The sequence below is a fragment of the Promicromonospora sp. MS192 genome (assembly GCF_049532985.1).
Taxonomy (GTDB): domain Bacteria; phylum Actinomycetota; class Actinomycetes; order Actinomycetales; family Cellulomonadaceae; genus Promicromonospora.
Genome location: NZ_CP186693.1, coordinates 5,342,880 through 5,365,634 on the forward strand (window position 1 = coordinate 5,342,880; position 22,755 = coordinate 5,365,634).

Below are 22,755 nucleotides of genomic sequence, written 5' to 3' on the forward strand. Positions count from 1 at the left end.
ACGACCCCGCGAGTGCCCGTCCCGGGCGGTTCGTCACGTCTGGGCGAGGTGTGGCCCAGGCATCACATGCTCTGGGCGAACACTCGGGGCTCCTCCCAGGGAGACCATGTAGTTTCGACGGAAACATACTGCGCGAGCGGAGGGAAACGGGGCCTGGTCCCCGTCGCCGATGAACATCAAGAAGCTTCTGAGTGGGCCGGTCATCTGGATCCTGGTCGCCCTGGTCGTGGTGACCCTGGCCATCTCGGCACTGAATCAGCCCAGCGTCTCCCGCATCGAGACGTCGCAGGGCATCGAGCTGCTCGAGGGCGGCACGGTCAAGCACGCGCTCATGGTCGACGGCGAGCAGCGGGTCGAGCTCGAGCTCACCAAGGCGTACAAGTCGACCGAGGGTGAGGGCGAGGACGCCGAGGAGGTCGACCACGGCAAGACGGTCGAGTTCTTCTACACGCAGCCCCAGGGCGACCGCCTCGAGGACGCGATCGTGAAGGCCGACCCGGCCGACGGGTTCAACTCGGAGGTGCCGCAGCCCAGCTTCTGGTCCTCCATGCTGTCGGTGCTGATCCCGTTCCTCCTGATCGGCGTCGTGTTCTGGTTCCTGCTCTCGAGGGCCCAGGGCGGCGGCAACCGGGTCATGGGCTTCGGCAAGTCCAAGGCCAAGCTCGCCAGCAAGGACACCCCGCAGGTGACGTTCGCCGACGTCGCCGGCGTGGACGAGGCCGTGGAGGAGCTGCAGGAGATCAAGGAGTTCCTGCAGGAGCCGGCGAAGTTCCAGGCCGTCGGCGCCAAGATCCCCAAGGGCGTGCTGCTGTACGGTCCGCCCGGTACCGGTAAGACGCTGATCGCGCGCGCCGTCGCGGGCGAGGCCGGCGTGCCGTTCTACTCGATCTCCGGCTCGGACTTCGTCGAGATGTTCGTCGGCGTGGGCGCCAGCCGTGTGCGTGACCTGTTCGAGCAGGCCAAGCAGAACTCCCCGGCGATCATCTTCGTGGACGAGATCGACGCCGTCGGCCGCCACCGCGGTGCCGGCATGGGCGGCGGGCACGACGAGCGCGAGCAGACCCTGAACCAGATGCTCGTCGAGATGGACGGCTTCGACGTCAAGACGAACGTCATCCTCATCGCAGCGACCAACCGTCCCGACATCCTCGACCCGGCGCTGCTGCGGCCGGGCCGCTTCGACCGCCAGGTCGCCGTGGAGGCCCCGGACCTTAAGGGCCGCGAGGCCATCCTCCACGTGCACGCGCAGGGCAAGCCGATGGTCCCGGAGGTGGACCTCGCGGCCGTCGCCCGGCGCACCCCGGGCTTCACGGGTGCCGACCTGGCGAACGTGCTCAACGAGGCCGCGCTGCTCACCGCCCGCAGCGGCGCGCAGCTCATCGACGACCGCGCGCTGGACGAGGCGATCGACCGCGTCGTGGCCGGGCCGCAGAAGCGCACCCGCGTCATGAACGTCAAGGAGCAGAAGATCACCGCGTACCACGAGGGCGGCCACGCCCTGGTGGCGGCCGCGATGCGCTACACGGACCCCGTGACCAAGGTGACGATCCTGCCGCGCGGCCGGGCCCTGGGCTACACCATGGTCATGCCGCTCGAGGACAAGTACTCGACCACGCGCAACGAGCTGCTCGACCAGCTCGCCTATGCGATGGGCGGCCGGGTGGCCGAGGAGATCGTGTTCCACGACCCCACCACGGGCGCGTCGAACGACATCGAGAAGGCCTCCGCCATCGCCCGCAAGATGGTCACCGAGTACGGCATGAGCGAGAAGATCGGCGCCATCAAGCTCGGCACGAGCGGCGGTGAGCCGTTCCTCGGCCGCGACTACGGCCACGAGCGGGACTACTCCGAGTCGGTGGCCGGCACCATCGACGAGGAGGTGCGCAAGTTCGTCGAGGCCGCGCACGACGAGGCGTGGGAGGTGCTGACCCAGCACCGCGACGTGCTCGACGACCTGGTGCTGCGGCTGCTCGACAAGGAGACGCTGAACCAGAAGGAGCTGGAGGAGGTCTTCCGGCCCGTCCAGAAGCGCCCCGCGCGCGACGTCTGGCTGTCCAGCGAGCAGCGCACCGTGCACACGCGTGGTCCGGTGCTGACGCCCAAGGAGCTGGCCGCCCAGAACGGCCACTCCGTGGTGCCGCAGGACGAGGCGGTGCTGGACGTGGCGCCCCCGACGGACGCGGCGCCCACGGACTCGCCGAACTGAGCACGAACGACGACCGGAGCAGCACCATGACCGACAGGTCAGTCACCCCCGTGACGGCGCCCGTGCGGCGTCCGGCGGACATCCCGCCGTACGACGCCGCACGGGCCGAGGCGGCCGTGCGGGAGTTCCTCCTCGCGGTCGGCGAGGACCCGGACCGCGAGGGCCTGCGCGAGACGCCGGCCCGCGTGGCCCGGGCGTACCAGGAGATCTTCGCCGGCTTGCGCCAGGAGGCCGGCGACGTGCTGACTACCACCTTCGACCTCGGGCACGAGGAGATGGTGCTGGTCAAGAACATCGAGGTGTACTCCACCTGCGAGCACCACCTGGTGCCGTTCCACGGCGTCGCGCACGTGGGCTACATCCCCAACGTCGACGGGCGCATCACGGGCCTGAGCAAGCTGGCCCGGCTCGTCGAGGTCTACGCGCGCCGCCCGCAGGTGCAGGAGCGCATGACCACCCAGATCGCGGACTCCCTCGTGGAGATCCTCGAACCGCGCGGCGTGCTCGTCGTGGTCGAGTGCGAGCACCTGTGCATGTCCATGCGGGGCGTCCGCAAGCCCGGCTCGCGGACCATCACGTCCGCGGTGCGCGGCGTCATGCGCGACGCCGCCACCCGCGCCGAGGCGATGAGCCTCATCGCGGGGAAGTGACGGTGGCCCCCACCACCGGCCATCGGGCCCGGGACGCCCGGGTGCTCGGCCTGCCGGAGCTGTCCGGGGTGGGGCGCACGCTGGTGATGGGCGTGGTCAACGTGACCCCCGACTCCTTCTCCGACGGCGGGGAGTGGTTCGAGCCGTCGGCCGCCGTCGCGCACGGGCTGGAGCTGCTCGGCGAGGGTGCGGACGTGCTGGACGTGGGCGGGGAGTCCACGCGCCCGGGCTCCGCGAGGGTCCCGCAGGACCAGGAGCTGGCCCGGGTGCTGCCCGTGATCGAGCGGCTCGCGGCGCAGGGCGCGATCGTCAGCGTGGACACCACGCGTGCGGCCGTGGCCGAGCGGGCCGTGGCCGCGGGCGCGCGCATCGTGAACGACGTCTCGGGGGGCCTCGCGGACCCCGCGATGGGCCGGGCGGTCGCCGAGACCGGCGCGGCGTACGTGGCGATGCACTGGCGCGGGCACGCGGACGTCATGGACGACCACCAGGAGTACGACGACGTGGTGGCCGACGTCCGGGACGAGCTCGCGGCCCGGCTGGCCGCGCTGCACGACGACGGGGTGCGCCCCGAGCAGGTGATCCTCGACCCGGGTCTCGGCTTCGCCAAGGCCGGGGCGCTGAACTGGCCCCTCCTGGCCCATCTCGACGCGCTGCACGAGCTCGGCCGGCCGGTGCTCGTGGGCGCGTCCCGCAAGAGGTTCCTGGGCCACCTGCTGGCGGACTCCGCGGGGCACCCCGCCCCGCCGCGCGCCCGGGACGACGCGACCGCCGCGATCTCGGCGCTGTCGGCCGCGGCGGGCGCCTGGTGCGTGCGCGTGCACACCGTCCGGGCGAGCGCCGACGCCGTCCGGGTCGCCGCCGCGTGGACCGCCGCGGGGCAGGAGCCCCGGGTAGGGTCACCGGGTACTTCTCCCCGATCGGCACCGGAGGCATTGACTTCCACCGTGGCCTTGACCACAGAATCGTGGACGGCCGGGGAACAGGACATGCCGACCTGGCAGGATTCCGGTGCACGCAATGACGATGGAGGGGGACCACGGTGACCACAGCGTTCGGAACGGGCGTCACAGGCCCGGACGGCCGGTCGCTGGACCAGGTCCGGCTGACCGGCGTGAGCGCGCGGGGCTACCACGGTGTGCTGCCGTCGGAGCGCCAGACCGGGCAGGAGTTCCGGGCTGACGTCGTGCTGTACCTGGACACCCGCCAGGCCGCGGCCGGTGACGACCTTGCACGGACGGTGAGCTATGCCGACGTGGCGCGTGACGTCCACGACATCCTGACCGGAGAGCCCGCCGACCTCGTCGAGACGGTCGCCGAGCGCATCGCCGCCGCGGTGCTGACCCGCCCGCAGGTCGAGGCGGTCGACGTGTGCGTGCACAAGCCGCACGCGCCGATCCCGGTGCCGTTCGCCGACGTCGAGGTGGCCATCCGCCGGGACCGCGCGCAGGTGCGGCCCGTGGTCGCCGCCCCCGCGACGGCGGGCGCGGTGGAGCCCGTGGCGGGCGTGCAGGACTTCCAGCCGGAGCCGGCCGCCGAGCCGACGGCCTACGAGTCGTACGCGGCCGATCCCGAGCCGCAGGACTTCGAGCCCCTGGGCCAGGCGGCCGAGGAGCCGGAGCTGCTCCCGCAGGAGCCGGTGCGGACCGAGTCGTACCTTCCCGAGCCCACCGAGCCCGCGCACCGGGCCGAGGCGTTCGAGGCGGAGCCCCTGGTGGAGCGCGTCCCGGCCGCCGAGCCGGCGCCCACGCAGCACGCGGAGGTGCCGGAGCCGTTGCCCGTGCCCGAGCTCATCGCGCCCGAGCCGCTCCAGGTGATCCCCGCCGGATGGGACCTGCAGGCCGAGCCCGCGCCGTCCGAGCAGCCCGCCAAGGAGCCCGTGTTCCAGCCGGAGGAGCAGCTCCGGTCCGAGTCCGTGTTCGAGCCGGTCCAGCAGTACGAGCCGCTCCAGGACCTGGACCAGCGGCAGGGGCTGGAGCAGCGGCCGAGCCTCGAACGACGCCAGGGTCAGGACCGGCCGGGCGGGTTCGAGCAGCAGCCGTACGACCAGTTCGCCCAGCCGGACGCGCAGCGCGACCAGCCGGTGCAACAGACCCAGCCGTTCGAACCGTTCGAGCAGCCGGCCCAGCAGTTCGAGCCGGCCCAGCAGTTCGAGCCGGCTCAGCAGTTCGACCAGGCGCAGCCTTTCGACCAGCAGAGCCAGCCCTTCGACCAGGCGCAGCCCTTCGACCAGCCGGGCCAGCCCTTCGACCAGCAGAGCCACTCCTTCGAGCAGCAGAGCCAGCCGTTCGACCAGCAGCCCCAGCCGTTCGAGCAGGCCGGCTACGAGCCGCCGCAGCAGCAGCCCGACCCGCAGCAGAACCACTACGACCAGCTCTTCGACCAGCAGTACGACCAGGCCGACATGGAGCGGACCCGGGTGGCGGGAGCCGTGCCGGACGCCGCCGTCGGGCAGCCGGAGCAGCCGTACGGGCAGGAGCAGCAGTACTCCTCCGGGGAGTACCGGGCGGAGCAGTACCAGGCCGAGGAGTACCAGAACGAGCCGCGCGACCGGTTCGACGAGGTGCCGGCCGGGTACGTGGACGTCGTCATCGCCATCGGGGCGAACCTGGGCGACCCGCAGGCGACCATGCGGTCGGCGGTCGCGGAGCTGGACCGCATGCCGGGCCTGCAGATCACGGACGTGTCGCCGCTGGCCCGCACGGCCGCCGTCGGCGGTCCCGAGGACCAGCCCGACTACCTCAACGCGGTGCTGCTGGCCCGCACCACGCTCCCGGCCCGCGCGCTGCTGCACGCGTGCCTGGAGATCGAGAACCTGCACGGCCGCACCCGCGACGAGCGCTGGGGCGCGCGCACGCTCGACGTCGACCTGATCACCTACGGCACCCTGACCGACTCGGCCGACGACATCGAGGTGCCGCACCCCCGCGCCCACGAGCGCGCGTTCGTCCTGGAGCCGTGGTCGCAGATCGCGCCGGACGCCGTCCTGCCCGGCCTGGGTGGTGGCCCGGTGGCCCAGCTCGCGGCGACGGCCCCGGACCGCACCGGCATCCGCTGGCTCGCGCTGGACTGGCTGACCGACGCTGCTCCCGAGCAGGCCGGTGGTGCCCCGGGCACTCCCGACGACGGTGCCCAGCCGGGTCAGGACGCACCTGCCGCCGAGATGCCCCCGGCCCTGCCGCCGTCGCTCCCGCCGAGCGGCCGCCCGCAGGCCTCGCCGGGCGGTCCCGTGGTGGAGGTCCCGGGCGGCGGGGGGCACCCGCAGGCCTACCCGAGCGGCCCGACGCCGGGACCGGGCGGCTCCGTACCGATCCCGCCGCAGCAGGCGGCACCTGCCGCTCCGCGTGGCGCAGCACAGAACGGGATGCCGGGTTCCGCCGTCCCGCCGCCCGAGGAGGCGCTCGTGCCGGCTCCCTCGCCCATCGCGCCCCGAGCGGTACGGGACACCGCCCACGAGCCCCCGGAGCACGAGCCGCTGCCCCAGCCGGCTGCGCCCGCCAAGCCGGTGTTCGCACCGGTCAACCCGTCGCGCCAGTCGGGGAGCGTGTTCCCCCCGACGGGTGGCGCCGCCCCGCAGGAGCCGGCCGCCCCGGTGTTCGCCCCCGTCGGGACGCCGCCGAACGGGGTGTCGGGCACCGGCCAGGAGGGGCACGCGCCGAACGGGCACTCGAACGGCCACTCGAACGGTCACCCTGCCGCCTACGACAGCGACCACACGGTGATCCGCGTGCCGGGTTTCGTGGGCGAGCAGCGTTCGGCACCGGTGGACGGTCCGATCGACTCCGTGCCCTCGTGGGCGCCGGTCCGGGACGAGCGGGGGCGCGACGCCTGACATGCGCAGAACGCCGATCGGTTCCCTGGTCGCGGTTCTCGTGGCCGTGGCGGTCGTCGGCTGGCTCGTGCTGCGCTCCCTGGAGGGACGCGGCGTGTACCTGCCGGTCGTGCCGTGGCTGGTCGACGTCGCGATCCTCGCGCTCGCCGGCGCGATCTTCTGGGCGGGCTGGGGCGTGCGGGCCTACCAGAAGGGCAAGCGGCCGACCCTCGACGGGATCCGCGCCGCCCGGACGCTCGTCCTGGCCAAGGCCGCCGCGCTGACCGGTGCGCTGCTGGGCGGGTGGTACCTGGCCCAGGTGCTGCTGGTGCTCGGCGACCTCGCGATCGAGCCGCGACGCGACCGTGCGGTGGCGGCGGGTGTCGCGGTGCTGTGCTCGGTGGCGCTCGCCGTCGTCGGCCTGGTCGTGGAGAAGTTCTGCGAGCTGCCGCCGTCGGACAAGGACCGCACGAGCTCGGACGAGGGCGAGTCCCCGGCACCGGCCTGAGGCCGGTCGGCGGGTACGTGCCGCCCGCACTTGCGCACTGCGGAACAATGGCTTCATGACCAGCCCCTTCGAACCGCACGACGTGACCTGGAACCGCGTGTCCCCGCGCCTCGTGACGGCCATGCTGGTACCGGCCGCCTTCTGGCTCGGCATCCCGGCCGTCGTGGGTGTCGTGCTGTCCCTGACCGTCAGCCCCTGGTTCTGGTTCCTCGGCGGCATCCCGGCCGCCCTCCTCCTGTGGTCGGTCCTGCTGATCCCGCGCCAGGTGCGGGCGATCGGCTACGCCGAGCGCGACGACGACCTGCTGATCCGCAAGGGGGTCATGTTCCGGTCGCTGGTGGTGGTGCCCTACGGCCGCATGCAGTACGTGGACGTCGAGGCCGGGCCCCTGGACCGCCGGCTGGGCCTCGCGAAGGTGCAGCTCCACACGGCCTCCGTGGGCACGGATGCCCAGATCCCCGGCCTGCCCCCGGACGAGGCGGCGCGCCTGCGCGACCGTCTGGCGTCCCGTGGTGAGGCACGTCTGGCGGGCCTGTGAGCACCCACGAGCCCGCGCAGCCGGGACCGGCCGGTCCGGAGCCCGTCGAGCCCGAGGCCGACGAGCTGCACTGGCGGCGCGTCCACCCGGTGACGCCGCTCGTGCGGGGCTGGGCCGTGGTCGGCGCCGCCATCGTCATCCTGGGCCAGCAGAGCCTGGAGGGCGGCCCGCGCGGCGGGCTCATCGCCCTGCTGTCCGGCGAGTACTGGTGGACGCTGCTCGCCGCGCTCGCCGCCGTCGCGCTCGTGGGCTGGGGCTACTCGGTGCTGGCGTGGCGCATGACGTCGTTCGCGATCGGCGAGGAGACGGTGCACCTGCGCCGCGGCATCCTGTTCCGCCAGCAGCGGCACGCGCGGCTCGACCGGCTGCAGTCGGTGGACATCCGGCAGCCGCTGGTGGCGCGCTTCTTTGGGCTGTGCGAGCTCACGCTGGAGACCGCCGGCGGCACCGACTCGGGTGTCGCGATCGGCTTCCTCAAGGGTTCGGACGCCGACGAGCTGCGTGCCGAGCTGCTCGCGCGTGCGGCGGGTCTCAAGGTGGCCAGGGCCGGCGGGGCGGTCCCGGCCCCGGCGCCGGACGGAACCGCCGCGCCGCAGGACGCCGTCCTGCCGGCCGCGCCGCGACCGGACGGGACGCACCCCGCCCCGGAGCCCGGCCCCGCTGCGGCGCCCGGCGCGCCCGTGACGCTCGAGGCGCCCCAGGTGCCCGTCCTCACCGTGCCGGTCGGCCGCCTGATCGCCTCGGTGGTGCGCTCGGGCGCGATGATCACGCTGCTCGTGTGGGCCCTGGCCGTCGTGGTGGTCATGTTCGCGACCGGCGAGTGGGCGGTGCTCTCGGCCTCGCTGCCCGCGGTGCTCGGTGCCGGCGGCTACCTGTTCGGCCGGCTCACCGGCGAGTTCGACTTCCGGGTGGCCATCTCGCCCGACGGCGTCCGCCTGCGGCACGGGATGCTGGAGACGCGCTCCCAGACCATCCCGCCGGGCCGCGTGCAGGCCGTCCGCCTGGTGCAGAGCGTGCTCTGGCGCGGCCGCGACTGGTGGCGTGTCCAGGTGAACGTCGCCGGGTACGGCGGCGACAGCGAGGACAAGAACAGCGTGCTCCTGCCGGTGGGCACGCGGGACGAGGCGCTGACCGTGCTGTCCCTCGTCCTGCCCGACCTGGGCGTGGACGAGCCGCGCCGGGTCCTCGACGCCGGCCTCGACGGCGACTCCCGCACACCCAGCGCGTACGTCACGGCGCCCCGGCGGACGCGCATACTGGATCCGGTGGCATGGCGTCGCAACGGGTTCACCGTCACCGGCCGCGCGCTGCTGCTGCGCCGGGGCCGGATGGTCAAGATCCTGGACGTGGTGCCGCACGAGCGGACGCAGTCGCTGGGCCTGAGCCAGGGCCCGTGGCAGCGCCGGCTGGGCGTCGCGTCGTTCCAGGTGCACTCGACCGAGGGGCCGGTGCACCCCGAGGCGCCGCACCTCGACGCCGCCGACGCCGCGCGGCTCATGGCCGAGCAGGCGCGCCGCGCCCGCACCGCCCGCGCGGCGGCGGGCCCCGAACGCTGGATGGAACGACAGGGAGAGTGACCGGTGACTGAGCCCGACGAGGCAGGCCGCAGGCCCGGCCGGCTGGGTGTCGGAGTGGTCGGTGCGGGACGCGTGGGCGCGGTGCTGGGCAACGCCCTGCGCGCGGCGGGGCACGCCGTCGTCGGCGCGAGCGGCATCTCCGAGGACTCCCGGGAACGTATCGAGACGCTGCTGCCCGGTGTCCCCAACCTCGAGGTGCCCGACGTCGTCGAGCGCGCGGAGCTCGTGCTCCTGGCCGTGCCCGACGACGCCCTGGCCCCCCTGGTCTCCGGCCTCGCCGACACCGGCGCCTGGCAGCCGGGGCAGCTCGCGATCCACACGTCGGGCCGCTTCGGGACGGCCGTGCTGGAACCCGCCCGGCTGGGCGGCGCGATCCCGCTCGCGATCCACCCGGCGATGACGTTCTCCGGTACCTCCCTGGACCTGGCGCGCCTGGAGGGCTGCACGTTCGCGGTGACCGGGCCGGCGCCCGTGCTGCCGATCGGGCAGGCGCTGGTGGTCGAGATCGGCGGTGAGCCGGTGATCGTCGACGAGGAGGCCCGGGGGCTCTACCACGCGGCCCTCGCCCACGGGGCGAACCACCTCGTGGTGCTCGTGGCGCAGGCCGCGCAGGCGCTGGAGGCCGCCGGCATCGCCGCGCCCGGCCGGGTCCTGGCACCGCTGCTCTCGGCGGCCCTGGAGTCGGCTACGCGGTCGGCGGACGTGCGCGACGGCGTCGGGCCGGGGGCGATCTCCGCGCTCACCGGACCGGTCTCGCGCGGCGACGTCGGGACCGTGCGCCGCCACCTGACCGACCTCAGCGCGCTGGCCGCCGCCAGCGGCGCCACGGACGTGCCCGACAGCTACACCGAGCTCGCCCGCGGGGCCACGCGCCGTGCGCTGGCGAGCCACCGCATCGACGACGCCGCGGCCCAGGCGCTCCTGGACGCCCTGGACAACGCGACCGGTTCGTCGCGCGCAGGAAGGAAGACCCCGTGACCACCACGCCCGCCGAGACCCCGTTCGCCCAGGACCCCTCCGCCGCACAGCCCGGGCAGCGCGCGCCGCTGGTCGTCCGCACCCGCTCCGAGCTGCGGGACGCGCAGATGCGCTGGGCCCTGGCGGGACCCCTGGACGCGGCCGACGACGGCCCGGGGCGCCGCGCCGTCGTCATGACCATGGGCGCGCTGCACGACGGCCACCTGGAGCTCGTGCGCCGGGCACGTGCCGAGGCCGGGCCGAACGGCCAGGTCGTCGTGACCATCTTCGTGAACCCGCTCCAGTTCGGCGCGGGGGAGGACCTCGACACCTACCCGCGCGACCTGGACGGCGACGTCGCCAAGCTCGCGGGGGTCGGCGCCGACGTCGTCTTCGCCCCCACGCCCGACGTCGTCTACCCCGACGGCGACCCGGTGGTGCGCGTGTCCGCCGGCCGGATCGGCGAGGTGCTGGAGGGCGCGTCCCGCCCCGGGCACCTCGACGGCGTGCTCACCGTGGTGCTCAAGCTGATGCACCTGGTGCGGCCCGACGTCGCGCTGTTCGGTGAGAAGGACGCCCAGCAGCTCCTGGCCGTGCGCCGCATGGTGCGTGACCTGGAGGTCCCGGTCGACGTGGTGGGCGTGCCGACGGTGCGGGAGCCGGACGGCCTGGCCCGGTCCTCGCGCAACGCGTACCTGTCCGCCGACGAGCGGGAACGCGCCCTGGCGCTGTCGCGCGCGCTGCGCGCCGGGGCGGCGGCCGCCGACCGCGGCCCGGCGGGTGTGATCAACGACGCGCGCGAAGTGCTGGACGGGGCCGACGGCGTCGTGGTCGACTACCTGGCGCTCGTCGATCCGGAGACCGCTGATGCGGTTCCCGACGACTTCTCCGGCCGCGCGCTGCTGCTCGTGGCCGCACGGGTGGGGACGACCCGCCTGATCGACAACCAGGCCGTCGAGGTCTCGCCCGAGGTCCAGAGGTAACGTCATGAGCACCACCCCGCACCGCCCGCCCGTCGGCCGTCCCGCATCGCTGCAGCGGCCCATGATGATCGCGAAGATCCACCGCGCCACGGTGACGCAGGCGGACCTGCACTACGTCGGCTCCATCACGGTGGACGCCGACCTGCTCGACGCCGCGGACCTGGTCCCCGGCCAGCAGGTCGACGTCGTGGACGTGACCAACGGTGCCCGCCTGACCACCTACGTGATCCCCGGCGAGCCCGGCTCCGGCCAGATCTGCATCAACGGCGCCGCCGCGCACCTGGTCAGCCCGGGCGACGTCGTCATCCTCATCGCCTACGGCATGCTGTCGGACCACGACGCGCGGACCTTCCTGCCGCACGTCGTCTTCGTGGACGAGGCGAACCGCATCGTCGAGATCAACGACGAGCCCGGGCACGTCCCGGACGGGTACGGCCTCGAGGAGAGCGGGCTCGCCATCGAGCCGTTCCAGCAGGCCGGGCTCGTGCGGACGGCGTCGGGCCGGGCGTGAGCGCCACCCCCGGACCCGGACCACGTCTCGCCCGCTCCCTCGCCGCCCCGGCACCCGGCTGGACCGCGGAGGCCGACGCCGTCGTGGTCGGCTCCGGGATCGCGGGCCTCACGGCGGCGCTGGAGCTGCGCACGCGCGTGCCGCGGGTGCTGCTCGTCACCAAGGGGCGGCTGTCGTCCGGGTCGACCGTGTGGGCACAGGGCGGCATCGCCGCGGCGCTCGACCCGTCCGACTCGCCCGCGGCGCACCTCGCGGACACGCTGGCCGCGGGCGGCGGCCTGTCCGACCCGGCGGCCGTGCAGGTGCTGGTCACCGAGGGCCCGGAGCGCGTCCGCGAGCTCGTGGCCCGCGGCACCGTCTTCGACAAGGCCGCCGACGGCGACATCGCGCTCACCCGGGAGGGCGGCCACCACGCCGACCGGATCGCGCACGCGGGCGGGGACGCCACGGGCGCGGAGATCTCCCGGGCGCTGGTGGCGCAGATCGAGGCCGTGCGGCACGACCCCGGGATCGAGGTCGTGGAGAACGCGCTCGTGCTGGACGTGCTGACGACGGCGCCCGGCGGTCCTGCCGCCGGCGGCGCGGGCAGTCCTGGCGCCGGAGGCGGCGGTCTCGCGGTGGCCGGACGCGGTGCGGGTGACGGGCGGCGGGTCTGCGGGGTGACGCTGCACGTGCGCGGCACCGGGTCGCGCGACGGCGTCGGCGCGGTCCTCGCGCCCGTGGTGATCCTCGCGACCGGGGGGATCGGCCAGGTGTTCCGGTCCTCGACCAACCCCGCGGGGGCCACGGGCGACGGCATCGCCGCGGCGCTCCGGGCCGGTGCCGTGCTGGGCGACCTGGAGTTCGTGCAGTTCCACCCGACCGTCCTGTGGCTCGGCTCGGGTGCCAAGGGCCAGCTCCCGCTCATCTCGGAGGCCGTGCGGGGCGAGGGCGCGCTGCTGCTCGATGTCAACGGCCACCGCTTCATGCCGGGCGTGCACGAGATGGCCGAGCTGGCGCCGCGGGACGTCGTCGCGCACGCGATCGTGCGGCAGATGGCGGCCACCGGGGCCGACAACGTGCTGCTCGACACCCGGCACCTGGGCCGCGAGTTCCTGCGCACGCGGTTCCCGACCATCAACGCGCGGCTCCTGGAGGCCGGCATCGACTGGTCCGAGGAGCCCGTTCCCGTGGCGCCCGCACAGCACTACCACTCGGGCGGCGTGGTGACCGACCTGGACGGACGGTCGTCGGTGGACGGGCTCTACGCCGTCGGCGAGGTCGCGTGCACGGGTGTGCACGGCGCCAACCGGCTCGCGTCCAACTCGCTGCTGGAGGGCATCGTGTTCGCCTCCCGGGCGGCCCGGGACGTGGCGGCGCGGTTCGACGCGGGCGAGCTGGAGCAGGGGGAGCCGGCCGCACGTCCGGGCGGGTCCGCGCTCGTCGCCGCGGCCGCCCGCTCCCGGATCCAGAAGGTGACCTCGGGCGGGGCGGGCGTGATCCGCTCGGCGCGGTCGCTGGCCGAGGCGGACGAACGGCTGAACGCGGTGCGCGCCGACGCTCACGTGGCGGCCGAGGTCGTTGCCGAGCCGCAGGCCGCCGAGTGGGAGACCACCAACGTGCACATGGTCGCCCGCGCGCTGACCCGCGCCGCCTGGGTGCGCGAGGAGACCCGCGGTGGCCACTACCGCACCGACTTCCCCCGCCCCGACGACGCCTGGCGCCGCCGCGTCCGGACCTGGCTCGACGACGAGGGCGTCCTGACGACGGCCTGACTGCGGGTGCCGCGCGCCGCCGCCCACGCGAAGTGCGCTTCTACCCAGTCATTGCGCCCGGATCCGGGGTGGTTTCTGGGCGCAATGACTGGGTAGAACACCCCCTAGGGCGTGAGACGGCCCAGCACGTCGCCCGCCGCGATCTGCGCGCCCTCCGCCGCGACGTGTTCCAGCACACCCGCCGACTCCGCGACGAGCTGCGACTCCATCTTCATCGCCTCGACGACGGCGACCGGCTGACCATCGGCCACGGCGGCGCCGTCGTCGACGAGCCAGCGGACCAGGGTGCCCGGCATGGCCGCGAGCAGCGGGACGCGCCCGTCGTCCACCGCGGAACCCGGGGACGACGCCGCTCCGCCCGCCGCCGGTGTTCCGCCGGACGGTACGGCACCCCCGCCGCCCGACCCGCCTGGAACGCCCGCGCCCCCCGGCGCGCCGACGCCGAACCCGAACCCGCCCGGTGTCCGCACCCGGCGCCGTCGTCCGTCGATCTCGATCCAGGTCTCGACGACCCCGGGCTCGACCACGGGTGCGGCGAGCGACTGCGGGTCGACGGCGGCGAGCATCTCCGTCTCGATCCACTGCGTGTGGACGGAGAACCCGGGCTGCTCGTCCGCGCCCCCGCGGGGAGCCCCCGTGAACGCCGGGTCGGCCAGTACGGCGCGGTGGAACGGCAGCACCGTCGGCACGCCCTCCACCACGGTCTCGGCCGCGGCCCGCCGTGCCCGTGCGAGCGCCACCTCCCGCGTGGGACCCCACACGACGACCTTGGCGAACAGCGAGTCGAACTCGCCGGGCACCACCGAGCCGCTCTCTATCCCGGTGTCCACCCGGACCCCGGGACCGCCGGGCGGCACGAACCGGTCGACGCGCCCGGGCCCGGGCAGGAATCCGCGAGCCGGGTCCTCGGCGTTGAGCCGCAGCTCGATCGCGTGCCCGCGCGGTGCGGGGTCCTGCGTCACCGACAGCGGCAGGCCGCTCGCGACGCGGAGCTGCTCGGCCACGAGGTCCAGCCCGGTGGTCTCCTCCGTGACGGGGTGCTCCACCTGGAGCCGGGTGTTCACCTCCAGGAACGACAGCGTGCCGTCCGCGCCCAGCAGGAACTCCACGGTCCCGGCGCCGCGGTACCCGGCGGCGGCACACAGGTCGCGGGCGGACTCGTGCACACGCGCCCGCACCGCGTCGTCCAGGAACGGGGCCGGGGCCTCCTCGACCAGCTTCTGGTTGCGGCGCTGCAGGGAGCAGTCGCGCGTGCCCGCGACGACGACGTTCCCGTGGCTGTCGGCCACCACCTGCGCCTCGACGTGCCGGGGCCGCTCCAGGAACCGTTCGACGAAGCACTCGCCCCGCCCGAACGCCGCCTCCGCCTCGCGCCGCGCCGCCTCGAACAGCTCGGGCACCTCCTCCAGGGTGCGTGCCACGCGCATGCCGCGACCGCCCCCGCCGTGCGCGGCCTTGATGGCCAGCGGCAGACCGTGCTCCTCGGCGAAGGCGAGCGCGGCGGCGGCGTCGGGCACCGGGCCGTCCGAGCCGGGCACCAGGGGGGCGCCTACCTTCCGGGCCAGGTCACGGGCCGCGATCTTGTCGCCGAGCAGCTCGATCGTGTCCGCCGTGGGCCCCACCCAGACCAGCCCTGCGGCCTCGACGGCGCGGGCGGCGGCCGCCCGCTCGGACAGGAAGCCGTAGCCGGGATGGACGGCGTCCGCCCCGGACCGGTGCGCGACGTCCAGCAGCTTCTCCACCGAGAGGTACGTCTCGGCGGCGGTGCGTCCCTCCAGCGCCCAGGCCTCGTCGGCCAGGCGGACGTGGAGCGCGTCCGCGTCGCCGTCGGCGTACACGGCCACCGAGCGGATGCCCAGGTCGGCGCACGCGCGGACGACGCGCACCGCTATCTCGCCTCGGTTCGCGACGAGCACGGTGCGGATCATGGGGTGCCTCCTGCGGGGTTCGGGACGGTGTCGGCGGGACGGGCGGCCCGGACGACGAAACGGATGCGGGCACCGGCGGGAAGCTGCCCCGCGAGTGCCACGTGGTCGCTGACGACGGCCCCGATCACGGGATAACCGCCGGTCAGGGGGTGATCGGCGAGGAAGAGCACGGGCAGCCCGTCGGGCGGCACCTGGATGGCGCCGGTCACGCACCCCTCGCTCGGCAGCTCAGTGCCCGCCAGGGTGGGGGAGCGGAGCACGGGCTCCCCGGAGAGCCGCAGGCCGACGCGGTTGGAGCGGGGCGTGACCAGCCAGTCCTGGCCGGTCAGCCGGTCGAGCGCTGCGGCGTCGAACCAGTCGTCCCGGGGGCCGAGCACGATCGGCAGCACGGTCGTCTCGCCGGGCGCGGGCAGCACGCCGGGCTCCACCGACCCGATAGCCGCCCGCCCGGCAGCCGCCGACCCGGTCGCCGGTAGCGCCGTCGCCGGCAGTCCCCGCTGCGGCGTCCCGACGGGCAGCACGTCGCCGGGCCGTACCGGGTCGGGTCCCAGGCCCGCGAGCACGTCGGTGGCGCGGCTGCCAAGCACGGGCGGCACGGCGATCCCTCCGCGCACGGCGACGTACGCCCGCACCCCGTGGGCCGGCGGCGCGAGCCGGAGCTCGTCGCCGTCGTTCAGCGCGAAGGGTTCCCCGCGCCGCGGCCGGCGCTCCGGCCGGTCGGCGGGTGCCCCGCCGGACCCGGCTCCCCCGGGACCGGGGCGTACCACGAGGTCACCGACGGCCCCCGTCACCGCCAGCACCTGCGCCCCCCGGGCACGGAGCCGCAGCCCGCCCACCGACTCGACGACGGCGGCGTCCGGCGGGTTGCCGACCGCGCGGTTGGCCGCGCGCAGGCTCGGCCGGTCCAGCGCCCCCGACGCCGACACCCCGGCCCCCTCGGACCCGGGCCGACCGAGATCCTGCACGAGGGCCAGCACCCCGGCCCCGACGACCTCGACACCCGGCCGGGAGCCGCCCCCGAGGCCCGTCCCGCCCGCTGGGCCACCGTCCGGCGCGGCCCCGGACCGACCCCGCGTCACGGGACCCTCCGCGGCCTCGGGACGACCCTGCGGCGCATCCGCGTGACCGCCGGCAGACCCCTTGCCCGCGGCGCCCGCGACCTGCTCCCGCACCGCGACGAACCGCACCCGGTCCCCGGGCAGCATCAGGGCGGGCCGCTCCCGCGTGACGTCCCACACCGGCGCGTCGGTGCGGCCCAGGAGCTGCCAGCCGCCCGGGCTCTCCCGGGGGTAGACCCCGCTGTACGGCCCGGCGAGCGCCACCGACCCGGCGGGCACGCGGACGCGGGAGGTCGGGCGCCTGGGTACCACGAGCTCGGCGTCGTCGCTGGTGAGGTAGGCGAACCCGGGCGCGAAGCCGACGAAGCCCACGGTCCACGCGGCGCCCGTGTGCCGGTGCACCAGCGCCTCGGTGCTCCAGCCCAGCAGGCCGGCCACCTCGGTGAGGTCCTCGCCGTCGTACCGCACTGGGATCTCGACCGTGCGGGCGGTGGTGGCCGCCTGCCGCACCAGGGGGCGGCGGCGCAGCTCGGCGGCCAGGTCGTGGGCGGTGATCGCCGCGGGCCGGAACGGCACGAGCAGCGTCCGCGCACCCGGCACGGGTACGCCGACGCCGCGCACCGGCTCGGCCCGGAGGGACTCGTACAGCGCGACGGCCTGGTCCAGGTCGTCCAGCTCGATCAGGAGAGCGTCGTCGCGGGCGGTCAGTACCCGCATCACGCCGCGGCGCCGCCCGTCACCGGCGCGAACGACCGCAGGCGGATGCCCTCGGCGTCGAAGACCTCGCGGATCCGGCGGGCCATGGCGACGGCGCCGGGGGAGTCGCCGTGCACGCACACGGAGTCGGCGCGCACGGCGACGTCGGACCCGTCGATCGCCGTCACCACGCCCTCGGTCACGAGGCGGAGCATGCGGCGGGCGACGTCGTCGGCGTCGTGCAGCACGGCGCCCGGCTCGCGCCGCGAGACCAGGCGTCCCTCGGGCGTGTAGGCGCGGTCCGCGAACGCCTCGGTGGCGGTCGCCAGGCCCGCCGCGGAGGCCGCGGCCAGGGCCGTGCTGCCGGGCAGGCCCAGCAGCACGAGCCCCGGGTCGACGGCGGCGACGGCGCGGGCGACGGCGGCCGCCACGCGCTCGTCGACCGCCGCCGTGTTGTAGAGCGCGCCGTGCGGCTTGACGTAGGTGACCACGCCGCCCTCGGCGTCGGCGAGGCCGCGGAGCGCACCGATCTGGTAGGCGACGTCGGCCTCCAGCTCGTCGTCCGGCACGTGCATCTCCCGGCGGCCGAACCCGGCCAGGTCCCGGTAGCCGACGTGCGCGCCGATCGTGACGCCCCGCGCGACGGCGGACCGTACGGTGCGGCGGATGGCGGCCGGGTCGCCGGCGTGGAACCCGCAGGCGATGTTGGCGCTGGAGACGATGCCGAGCATCTGCTCGTCGTCGCCGAGGCTCCAGCGGCCGAAGCCCTCGCCGAGGTCGCTGTTCAGGTCGACGGCGCTCATGGTGCAGTTTCTCCTTCGGTGGTGTGACCCGGGGGTCAGGCGGACAGCAGGTCGAAGATCGGGCCCACCGCGTTGATCGCCATGTACCAGGTGACCACGACGGCCAGGGTGCCGACCACCAGGAGCCACCGCGGGTATCGCGCCGCCCCCAGCAGGGAGCCGCGGAACCAGCCGATGTACATGAACAGGGTCAGGCCGATGGGCAGGATGAGGCCGTTCACGCCGCCCACGAACACGAGGAGCGTCGCGGGTGCCGTGCCGATCACCAGGTACACCACCAGCGAGACCAGGATGAACCCGACCGTCCACAGGTCGGCGGCGCGGCCGGTGATGCGGGCCGAGAACACCGGCAGGAACGAGACCGACGTGTAGGCGGACCCGATGACGCTCGTGATCGCGGCGATCCAGAACACGGCGCCGAAGATGCGCATGCCGGTCTCGCCCGCCGCGGCGCCGAACGCGTCGGCGGCCGGGTTGCCGGCCACGTCCAGCACGACGCCGGACGCGACGACGCCGAGGATCGCCAGGAACAGCACGTACCGCATGATCCCGGTGACGATGATGCCGCTGACGGCCGCCCGGTTGACCTCGCGGACGTGCTCCGGCCCGGCGGTGCCCGAGTCGAGCAGCTTGTGCGCCCCGGCGTAGGTGATGTACCCGCCGACGGTGCCGCCCACGATCGTGGTGATGGTGGCGAAGTCGACCGTGTCGGGCAGCACGGTCTGCCGCAGCGCCTCGCCGACCGGCGGGCCGGACAGGACGGCGACGATCACGGTGAGCACGATCATCACCAGGCCGGCCACGATGACGACCCGGTCGACGACCGCCCCGGCCCGCTTGGCGAGGAAGATCGCGACGGCGATGACGGCGCTGATCGCGCCGCCCAGCCGGGGGTCGAGGCCGAACAGCGCGTTCAGGCCCAGGCCGGCGCCGGCCGTGTTGCCGATGTTGAAGATGAGCCCGCCGAACACGATGAGCACGGCGAGCACGTAACCGCTGCCGGGCAGGGCATCGTTCGCGAGCACGCTCGCGCGCTTGCCGGTCAGCGTGATCATGCGCCACACGTTCATCTGGACGGCGAGGTCCAGGAGGATCGAGACGAGGATGCCGAACGCGAAGGCGGCCCCGAGCTGCTGGGTGAACGTGGCGGTCTGGGTGATGAAGCCGGGTCCGATGGCGGAGGTCGCCATGAGGAAGAGGGCACCCAGCAGGGAGCGGCCGCGTGCGGAGACGTACCGCTTGAGGCCACCGGGCGGGCCGCCCGGTGCGGTGTCGGCCTGCACCGTCGCAGGCTCGTGGCTCGTGTCGGACATCGTGTCCTCCTGGTCGTTGGGATGAGCCGGATTGTTCAACAGTCAGGATCGTCCCGCCCAGTTGTTACCGCCGCATTGCGGGACCTTGTCGATCATGACACGGCAACAGCACTGGTGGATAGCCCGGGACACGAGATGTTTACGCCTCGGGCCCTGTTGGATTGTTCAACGAACCTCTACGGTCGGTGACGAACGCATCTCTGAGGGGAGAACCATGCCGACATCACGACCTCCGGCCAGGATGCGCGCGGGCGCCGTCGCCCTCGCGCTCTGTGCCACCACCGCGCTCGCGGTCCCTGCTGCCGCCGCGGACCCGGCGAGCGGTCCCGCCGCGGCCGGCACGCAGGCCGCCTGCCTCGACCCGGACATCCCGCTCTCGGCCGAGGAGAGCCGCCTGGCCGCCTACCTGCCCGATGCCACCGACCCCACCGTGCCCGCCGCGCGGACCTACGCCCGCACGGTGATCGAGGGCGGCGGGTTCGGCGGGTACACGGCGGCCTTCACGGCCGAGCTGTGCCGCACCCGCACCCTGAAGGACGCGACCGCGCTCGCCGAGCGCAAGGGCGAGGCCCTGTGGGACGCCGCCGTCCGCCGGGCGCAGTCCGACGACGACGCGGTGCGCGGCGACCTGCCGGCGAGCGACGACCGCCCGCTGTACTGGACCCGGGTCGAGACCATGGCCGTGCTGCGGCAGTGGGACCCCCGGGGCGGCCTGACCGACGCCGAGCGGGCCGGCCTGATCGAGCGGTTCGACAAGGCGTCCCGGGGCATGCTCGACATCGACCTGCCGCGCGGCCGCGACGTGCTGCGCGTGATCGTGAGCGGGTTCGACGTCTACACGCTCGACGGCGGCACCACCGGGTCCGCCCCGGGCACGGTGGGCAACAACATCCGGCACGGCAACCCGTCGGGTGCCACCGCGCTGTCGCTGGACGGTACCCGCTACCGCACCGACGACGGCCGGATCGCGTACGTGGAGGCCTACACCCTGCCCGTGAGCTACCGCGAGTTCGCCGAGGGCTACCTGGAGGACACGGTCGGCCCGTTCATGGAGCCCGGACCGCGCCAGGTCGACGCCTCGATCACGGTGAGCCAGGCCGGCGGGTCCCAGTTCAACCTGGAGCAGTGGAACGCGCGCTACCACGGCGTCTCCCTCGGCAACGACCGGCTCGCCCCGTGCCCGCGGGTCGGCGGCGTGCCGCAGCTCGCCCTCGACAACCCGGGCTGCAACTCCCAGGTGGTCGACCGCTGGGGCGGTGGTGACGGCCTCACCGACCCGCCGCAGTGGACCTCGGCCAGCCTGCCCGTCGCCGAGATGATCGCCGCCGACACCGGCGCCGACGTGCCCCGCCCGCCGGGCGACACCTGGCCCGACCCGTCCGTGGCCTTCGGGGTGGTCTGGAACACGAGCTACACGCAGTTCACCGACTGCACCTCGCCCGCGCTGACGACCTTCAACAGCCCGCCGTCCGTCACCTACCCGCCGGCCACGCCGCCGGTGCCGCCGGCCGAGGGCTCCTGCTCGTACAGCGGCGGGGGTGGCAACTACCTGTCGAACGAGAGCGCCTACCGCAACACGCTGCTGCGGGACCGCGCCGGGCTCGACATCCCGGCCGGGCACATCCACACCCCGGACATGCAGCACTTCGAGACGGACTTCGGCGTGAGCGACCCGACGTTCGACGCCTGGCGCACCTCGATCGCCGCCCAGACCCGCAACCTGGTCCACGCGGTCCTGGACACGGTCGACTGACCCGTCGAGTGCTGGACATCTGCCCTCCTCGCACGCTGAGAAGGGCAGATGTCCAGCACTCGACGACCCGTCCGTAGGATGGGGGAGTGACAGTCGATCGAGCGGAGCGGAGCGCCGACGCCATCCGCGAGCTCATCGTCAGCGGCCGGCTGGCCCCCGGGCAGCGGCTCTCCGAGCAGTCCGTGAGCGAGACCCTCGACGTCTCCCGCAACACCCTGCGCGAGGCCTTCCGGATCCTGGTGCACGAGGGCCTCCTGGTCCGCCGGCCCAACGCGGGCGTCGCGGTCGCGCGACCCACGTTCGCCGACGTCGTCGACATCTACCGCGTCCGCCGCCTCATCGAGGTGCCCGTCCTCGCCGCGGGCGACCCCGCGCACCTGGGCGCGCGCACCATGCGGGACGCCGTCGACGCCGCCCTCGCCGCCCGCCTCGGCGGCGACTGGCGCGACATCGCCGCCGCCAACATGCGCTTCCACGCGGGGATCGTGGCGCTGGCGGGCAGCCCGCGCCTCGACCGCGTCCACGCCAACCTCTCCGCCGAGCTGCGCCTGTCGTTCGGCCTGCTCGGCGACAACGGCGCGTTCTTCGACGGCTTCGTGGACCGCAACGCGGGCCTCCTGCGCCGGTTCCTCGCGGGCGACGCCGCCGGCGCCGCCGACGACCTGAACCGGTACCTCACCGACTCCGAGCGCATGCTCCAGGACATGGTGGACCGCGCCGGTGCGGCAGGTACGCCGGATACGGTGAGCCCGTGAGCACCCTCCCCGTCTTCACCACCCCCACCACGGTCAGCCCGGCCCTCGACCCGGCCTGGGTGGCCCGTACCGTCGAGGTGGCCCTCGACGAGGACCTGGGCCCCGCGCCCGGCCGGGACGTCACCTCGCAGGCCACCATCCCGCCGTCCGCGACCGGCGTGGCGGACCTGGTGGCGCGTGAGGACGGCGTCGTCGCGGGCCTCGTCGTGGTGCGCGAGGTCCTGGACCAGGTCGCGGCCCGCCTGGGCCTGCCCGCCCCGGCCCTCACCTTCCACGCGCAGGACGGCGACGCCGTGACCCGCGGCCAGGTGCTCGCCGCGCTGGAGGGCCGTACCCAGGTGCTGCTCGTGGCCGAGCGCACGCTGCTCAACCTCGCGAGCCGGGCCTCCGGCGTCGCCACCGCGACCCGCGCCTTCGCCCGCGAGCTGGCGGGCACGGGCGCGCAGGTGCTCGACACCCGCAAGACGACACCGGGCCTGCGGGCCCTGCAGAAGTACGCCGTGCGTGCCGGCGGCGGCACCAACAAGCGCATGGGCCTGTACGACGTCGCCATGGTCAAGGACAACCACGTGGTCGCCGCCGGGTCGGTCGCCGCGGCGGTCCGCGCCGTCCGCGAGCGGTTCCCGGACGTACCGGTCCAGGTCGAGGCCGACACCACGGACCAGGCGCTGGAGGCCCTGGCCGCGGGAGCGGACTTCCTGCTGCTCGACAACATGGAGCCCGGCCTGCTGGCTGAGACGGTCGCCGCCGTCCGCGCGCGCGAGGGTCGCGACGGCGTACCCGCCCACGTCGAGCTGGAGGCCACGGGCAACCTCACGCTGCCGGTGGCGCGAGAGGTCGCCGCCACGGGTGTGGACTACCTCTCGGTGGGCGCCCTGACCCACAGCGCCCCCATCCTCGATCTGGCCCTGGACCTCCGCCCGGAGAAATGAGCCCGGGGATATCAGGTCGTGC

At 74.6% G+C, this 22,755-nt stretch carries 18 protein-coding genes; 14 read left to right on the forward strand and 4 right to left on the reverse strand.

Annotation, left to right across the window (positions count from 1 at the left end):
* Positions 1–169 precede the first annotated feature (169 nt).
* The 11 genes from ftsH (at position 170) to ACO229_RS23985 (ending at position 13,495) form a co-directional block, all read left to right on the forward strand.
* Complete coding sequence (gene ftsH, locus ACO229_RS23935) at positions 170–2,206, forward strand: ATP-dependent zinc metalloprotease FtsH (protein ID WP_397413325.1); 2,037 nt, start codon at positions 170–172, stop codon at positions 2,204–2,206.
* Between the two features lie 26 nt (positions 2,207–2,232).
* Complete coding sequence (gene folE, locus ACO229_RS23940; RefSeq protein WP_397413326.1) at positions 2,233–2,856, forward strand: GTP cyclohydrolase I FolE; 624 nt, start codon at positions 2,233–2,235, stop codon at positions 2,854–2,856.
* Between the two features lie 86 nt (positions 2,857–2,942).
* Positions 2,943–3,902 carry a dihydropteroate synthase gene (folP, locus tag ACO229_RS23945; protein ID WP_397432314.1) on the forward strand — a complete coding sequence of 320 codons (960 nt, stop codon included), beginning with the start codon at positions 2,943–2,945 and terminating at the stop codon, positions 3,900–3,902.
* A complete protein-coding gene (gene folK / locus ACO229_RS23950; RefSeq protein ID WP_423463001.1) occupies positions 3,899–6,688 on the forward strand; it encodes a 2-amino-4-hydroxy-6-hydroxymethyldihydropteridine diphosphokinase in 2,790 nt (929 codons plus the stop codon). Before folP ends, folK begins: the two co-directional genes overlap by 4 nt.
* A gap of 1 nt (position 6,689) precedes the next feature.
* On the forward strand, positions 6,690–7,175 hold the full coding sequence (locus ACO229_RS23955; protein ID WP_397432265.1) for a DUF3180 domain-containing protein: 486 nt from the start codon (positions 6,690–6,692) through the stop codon (positions 7,173–7,175).
* Positions 7,176–7,230: 55 nt separating this feature from the next.
* Complete coding sequence (locus tag ACO229_RS23960; protein WP_397413329.1) at positions 7,231–7,713, forward strand: PH domain-containing protein; 483 nt, start codon at positions 7,231–7,233, stop codon at positions 7,711–7,713.
* Positions 7,710–9,290, forward strand: a complete 1,581-nt coding sequence (locus ACO229_RS23965; protein WP_423463002.1) for a PH domain-containing protein — start codon at positions 7,710–7,712, stop codon at positions 9,288–9,290. Before ACO229_RS23960 ends, ACO229_RS23965 begins: the two co-directional genes overlap by 4 nt.
* A 3-nt stretch (positions 9,291–9,293) precedes the next feature.
* Positions 9,294–10,268 carry a Rossmann-like and DUF2520 domain-containing protein gene (locus ACO229_RS23970; RefSeq protein WP_397413331.1) on the forward strand — a complete coding sequence of 325 codons (975 nt, stop codon included), beginning with the start codon at positions 9,294–9,296 and terminating at the stop codon, positions 10,266–10,268.
* 107 nt (positions 10,269–10,375) lie between these two features.
* Positions 10,376–11,230, forward strand: coding sequence for a pantoate--beta-alanine ligase (panC, locus tag ACO229_RS23975; protein WP_397432316.1), 855 nt, complete (start codon positions 10,376–10,378; stop codon positions 11,228–11,230).
* Positions 11,231–11,234: 4 nt separating this feature from the next.
* A complete protein-coding gene (gene panD / locus ACO229_RS23980) occupies positions 11,235–11,741 on the forward strand; it encodes an aspartate 1-decarboxylase (RefSeq protein ID WP_397413332.1) in 507 nt (168 codons plus the stop codon).
* Entirely contained in the window at positions 11,738–13,495 is a 1,758-nt protein-coding gene (locus ACO229_RS23985) for an L-aspartate oxidase (protein WP_423463003.1), read from the forward strand. The genes panD and ACO229_RS23985 overlap by 4 nt, the downstream gene beginning before the upstream one ends.
* A 104-nt stretch (positions 13,496–13,599) precedes the next feature.
* On the opposite strand, the gene ACO229_RS23990 is transcribed toward ACO229_RS23985, so the two are convergent.
* The 4 genes from ACO229_RS23990 to ACO229_RS24005 are packed head-to-tail and all read right to left on the reverse strand — an operon-like array spanning position 13,600 to position 19,293.
* The gene (locus tag ACO229_RS23990; RefSeq protein ID WP_423463004.1) at positions 13,600–15,423 is read right to left on the reverse strand and encodes an acetyl/propionyl/methylcrotonyl-CoA carboxylase subunit alpha; all 1,824 of its coding nucleotides are present in this window, start codon (positions 15,421–15,423) and stop codon (positions 13,600–13,602) included.
* Positions 15,420–17,198 (reverse strand): carboxyltransferase domain-containing protein, encoded by a 1,779-nt coding sequence (locus ACO229_RS23995; RefSeq protein WP_423463005.1) that lies wholly within the window; start codon positions 17,196–17,198, stop codon positions 15,420–15,422. The genes ACO229_RS23990 and ACO229_RS23995 overlap by 4 nt, the downstream gene beginning before the upstream one ends.
* Positions 17,198–17,980 carry a LamB/YcsF family protein gene (locus tag ACO229_RS24000; protein WP_423463006.1) on the reverse strand — a complete coding sequence of 261 codons (783 nt, stop codon included), beginning with the start codon at positions 17,978–17,980 and terminating at the stop codon, positions 17,198–17,200. Before ACO229_RS24000 ends, ACO229_RS23995 begins: the two co-directional genes overlap by 1 nt.
* 35 nt (positions 17,981–18,015) lie before the next feature.
* A complete protein-coding gene (locus ACO229_RS24005) occupies positions 18,016–19,293 on the reverse strand; it encodes an NRAMP family divalent metal transporter (protein WP_423463007.1) in 1,278 nt (425 codons plus the stop codon).
* A 214-nt stretch (positions 19,294–19,507) separates the two neighbouring features.
* Between ACO229_RS24005 and ACO229_RS24010 the strand changes: the two genes are divergently transcribed.
* The 3 genes from ACO229_RS24010 to nadC all read left to right on the forward strand — a co-directional run bounded on the left by ACO229_RS24010 (position 19,508) and on the right by nadC (position 22,733).
* Complete coding sequence (locus ACO229_RS24010; RefSeq protein ID WP_397413339.1) at positions 19,508–21,046, forward strand: hypothetical protein; 1,539 nt, start codon at positions 19,508–19,510, stop codon at positions 21,044–21,046.
* Between the two features lie 86 nt (positions 21,047–21,132).
* A complete protein-coding gene (locus ACO229_RS24015) occupies positions 21,133–21,801 on the forward strand; it encodes a GntR family transcriptional regulator (RefSeq protein ID WP_423463008.1) in 669 nt (222 codons plus the stop codon).
* Positions 21,798–22,733 (forward strand): carboxylating nicotinate-nucleotide diphosphorylase, encoded by a 936-nt coding sequence (nadC, locus tag ACO229_RS24020; protein WP_423463009.1) that lies wholly within the window; start codon positions 21,798–21,800, stop codon positions 22,731–22,733. The genes ACO229_RS24015 and nadC overlap by 4 nt, the downstream gene beginning before the upstream one ends.
* The last annotated feature ends 22 nt before the right edge of the window (positions 22,734–22,755 follow it).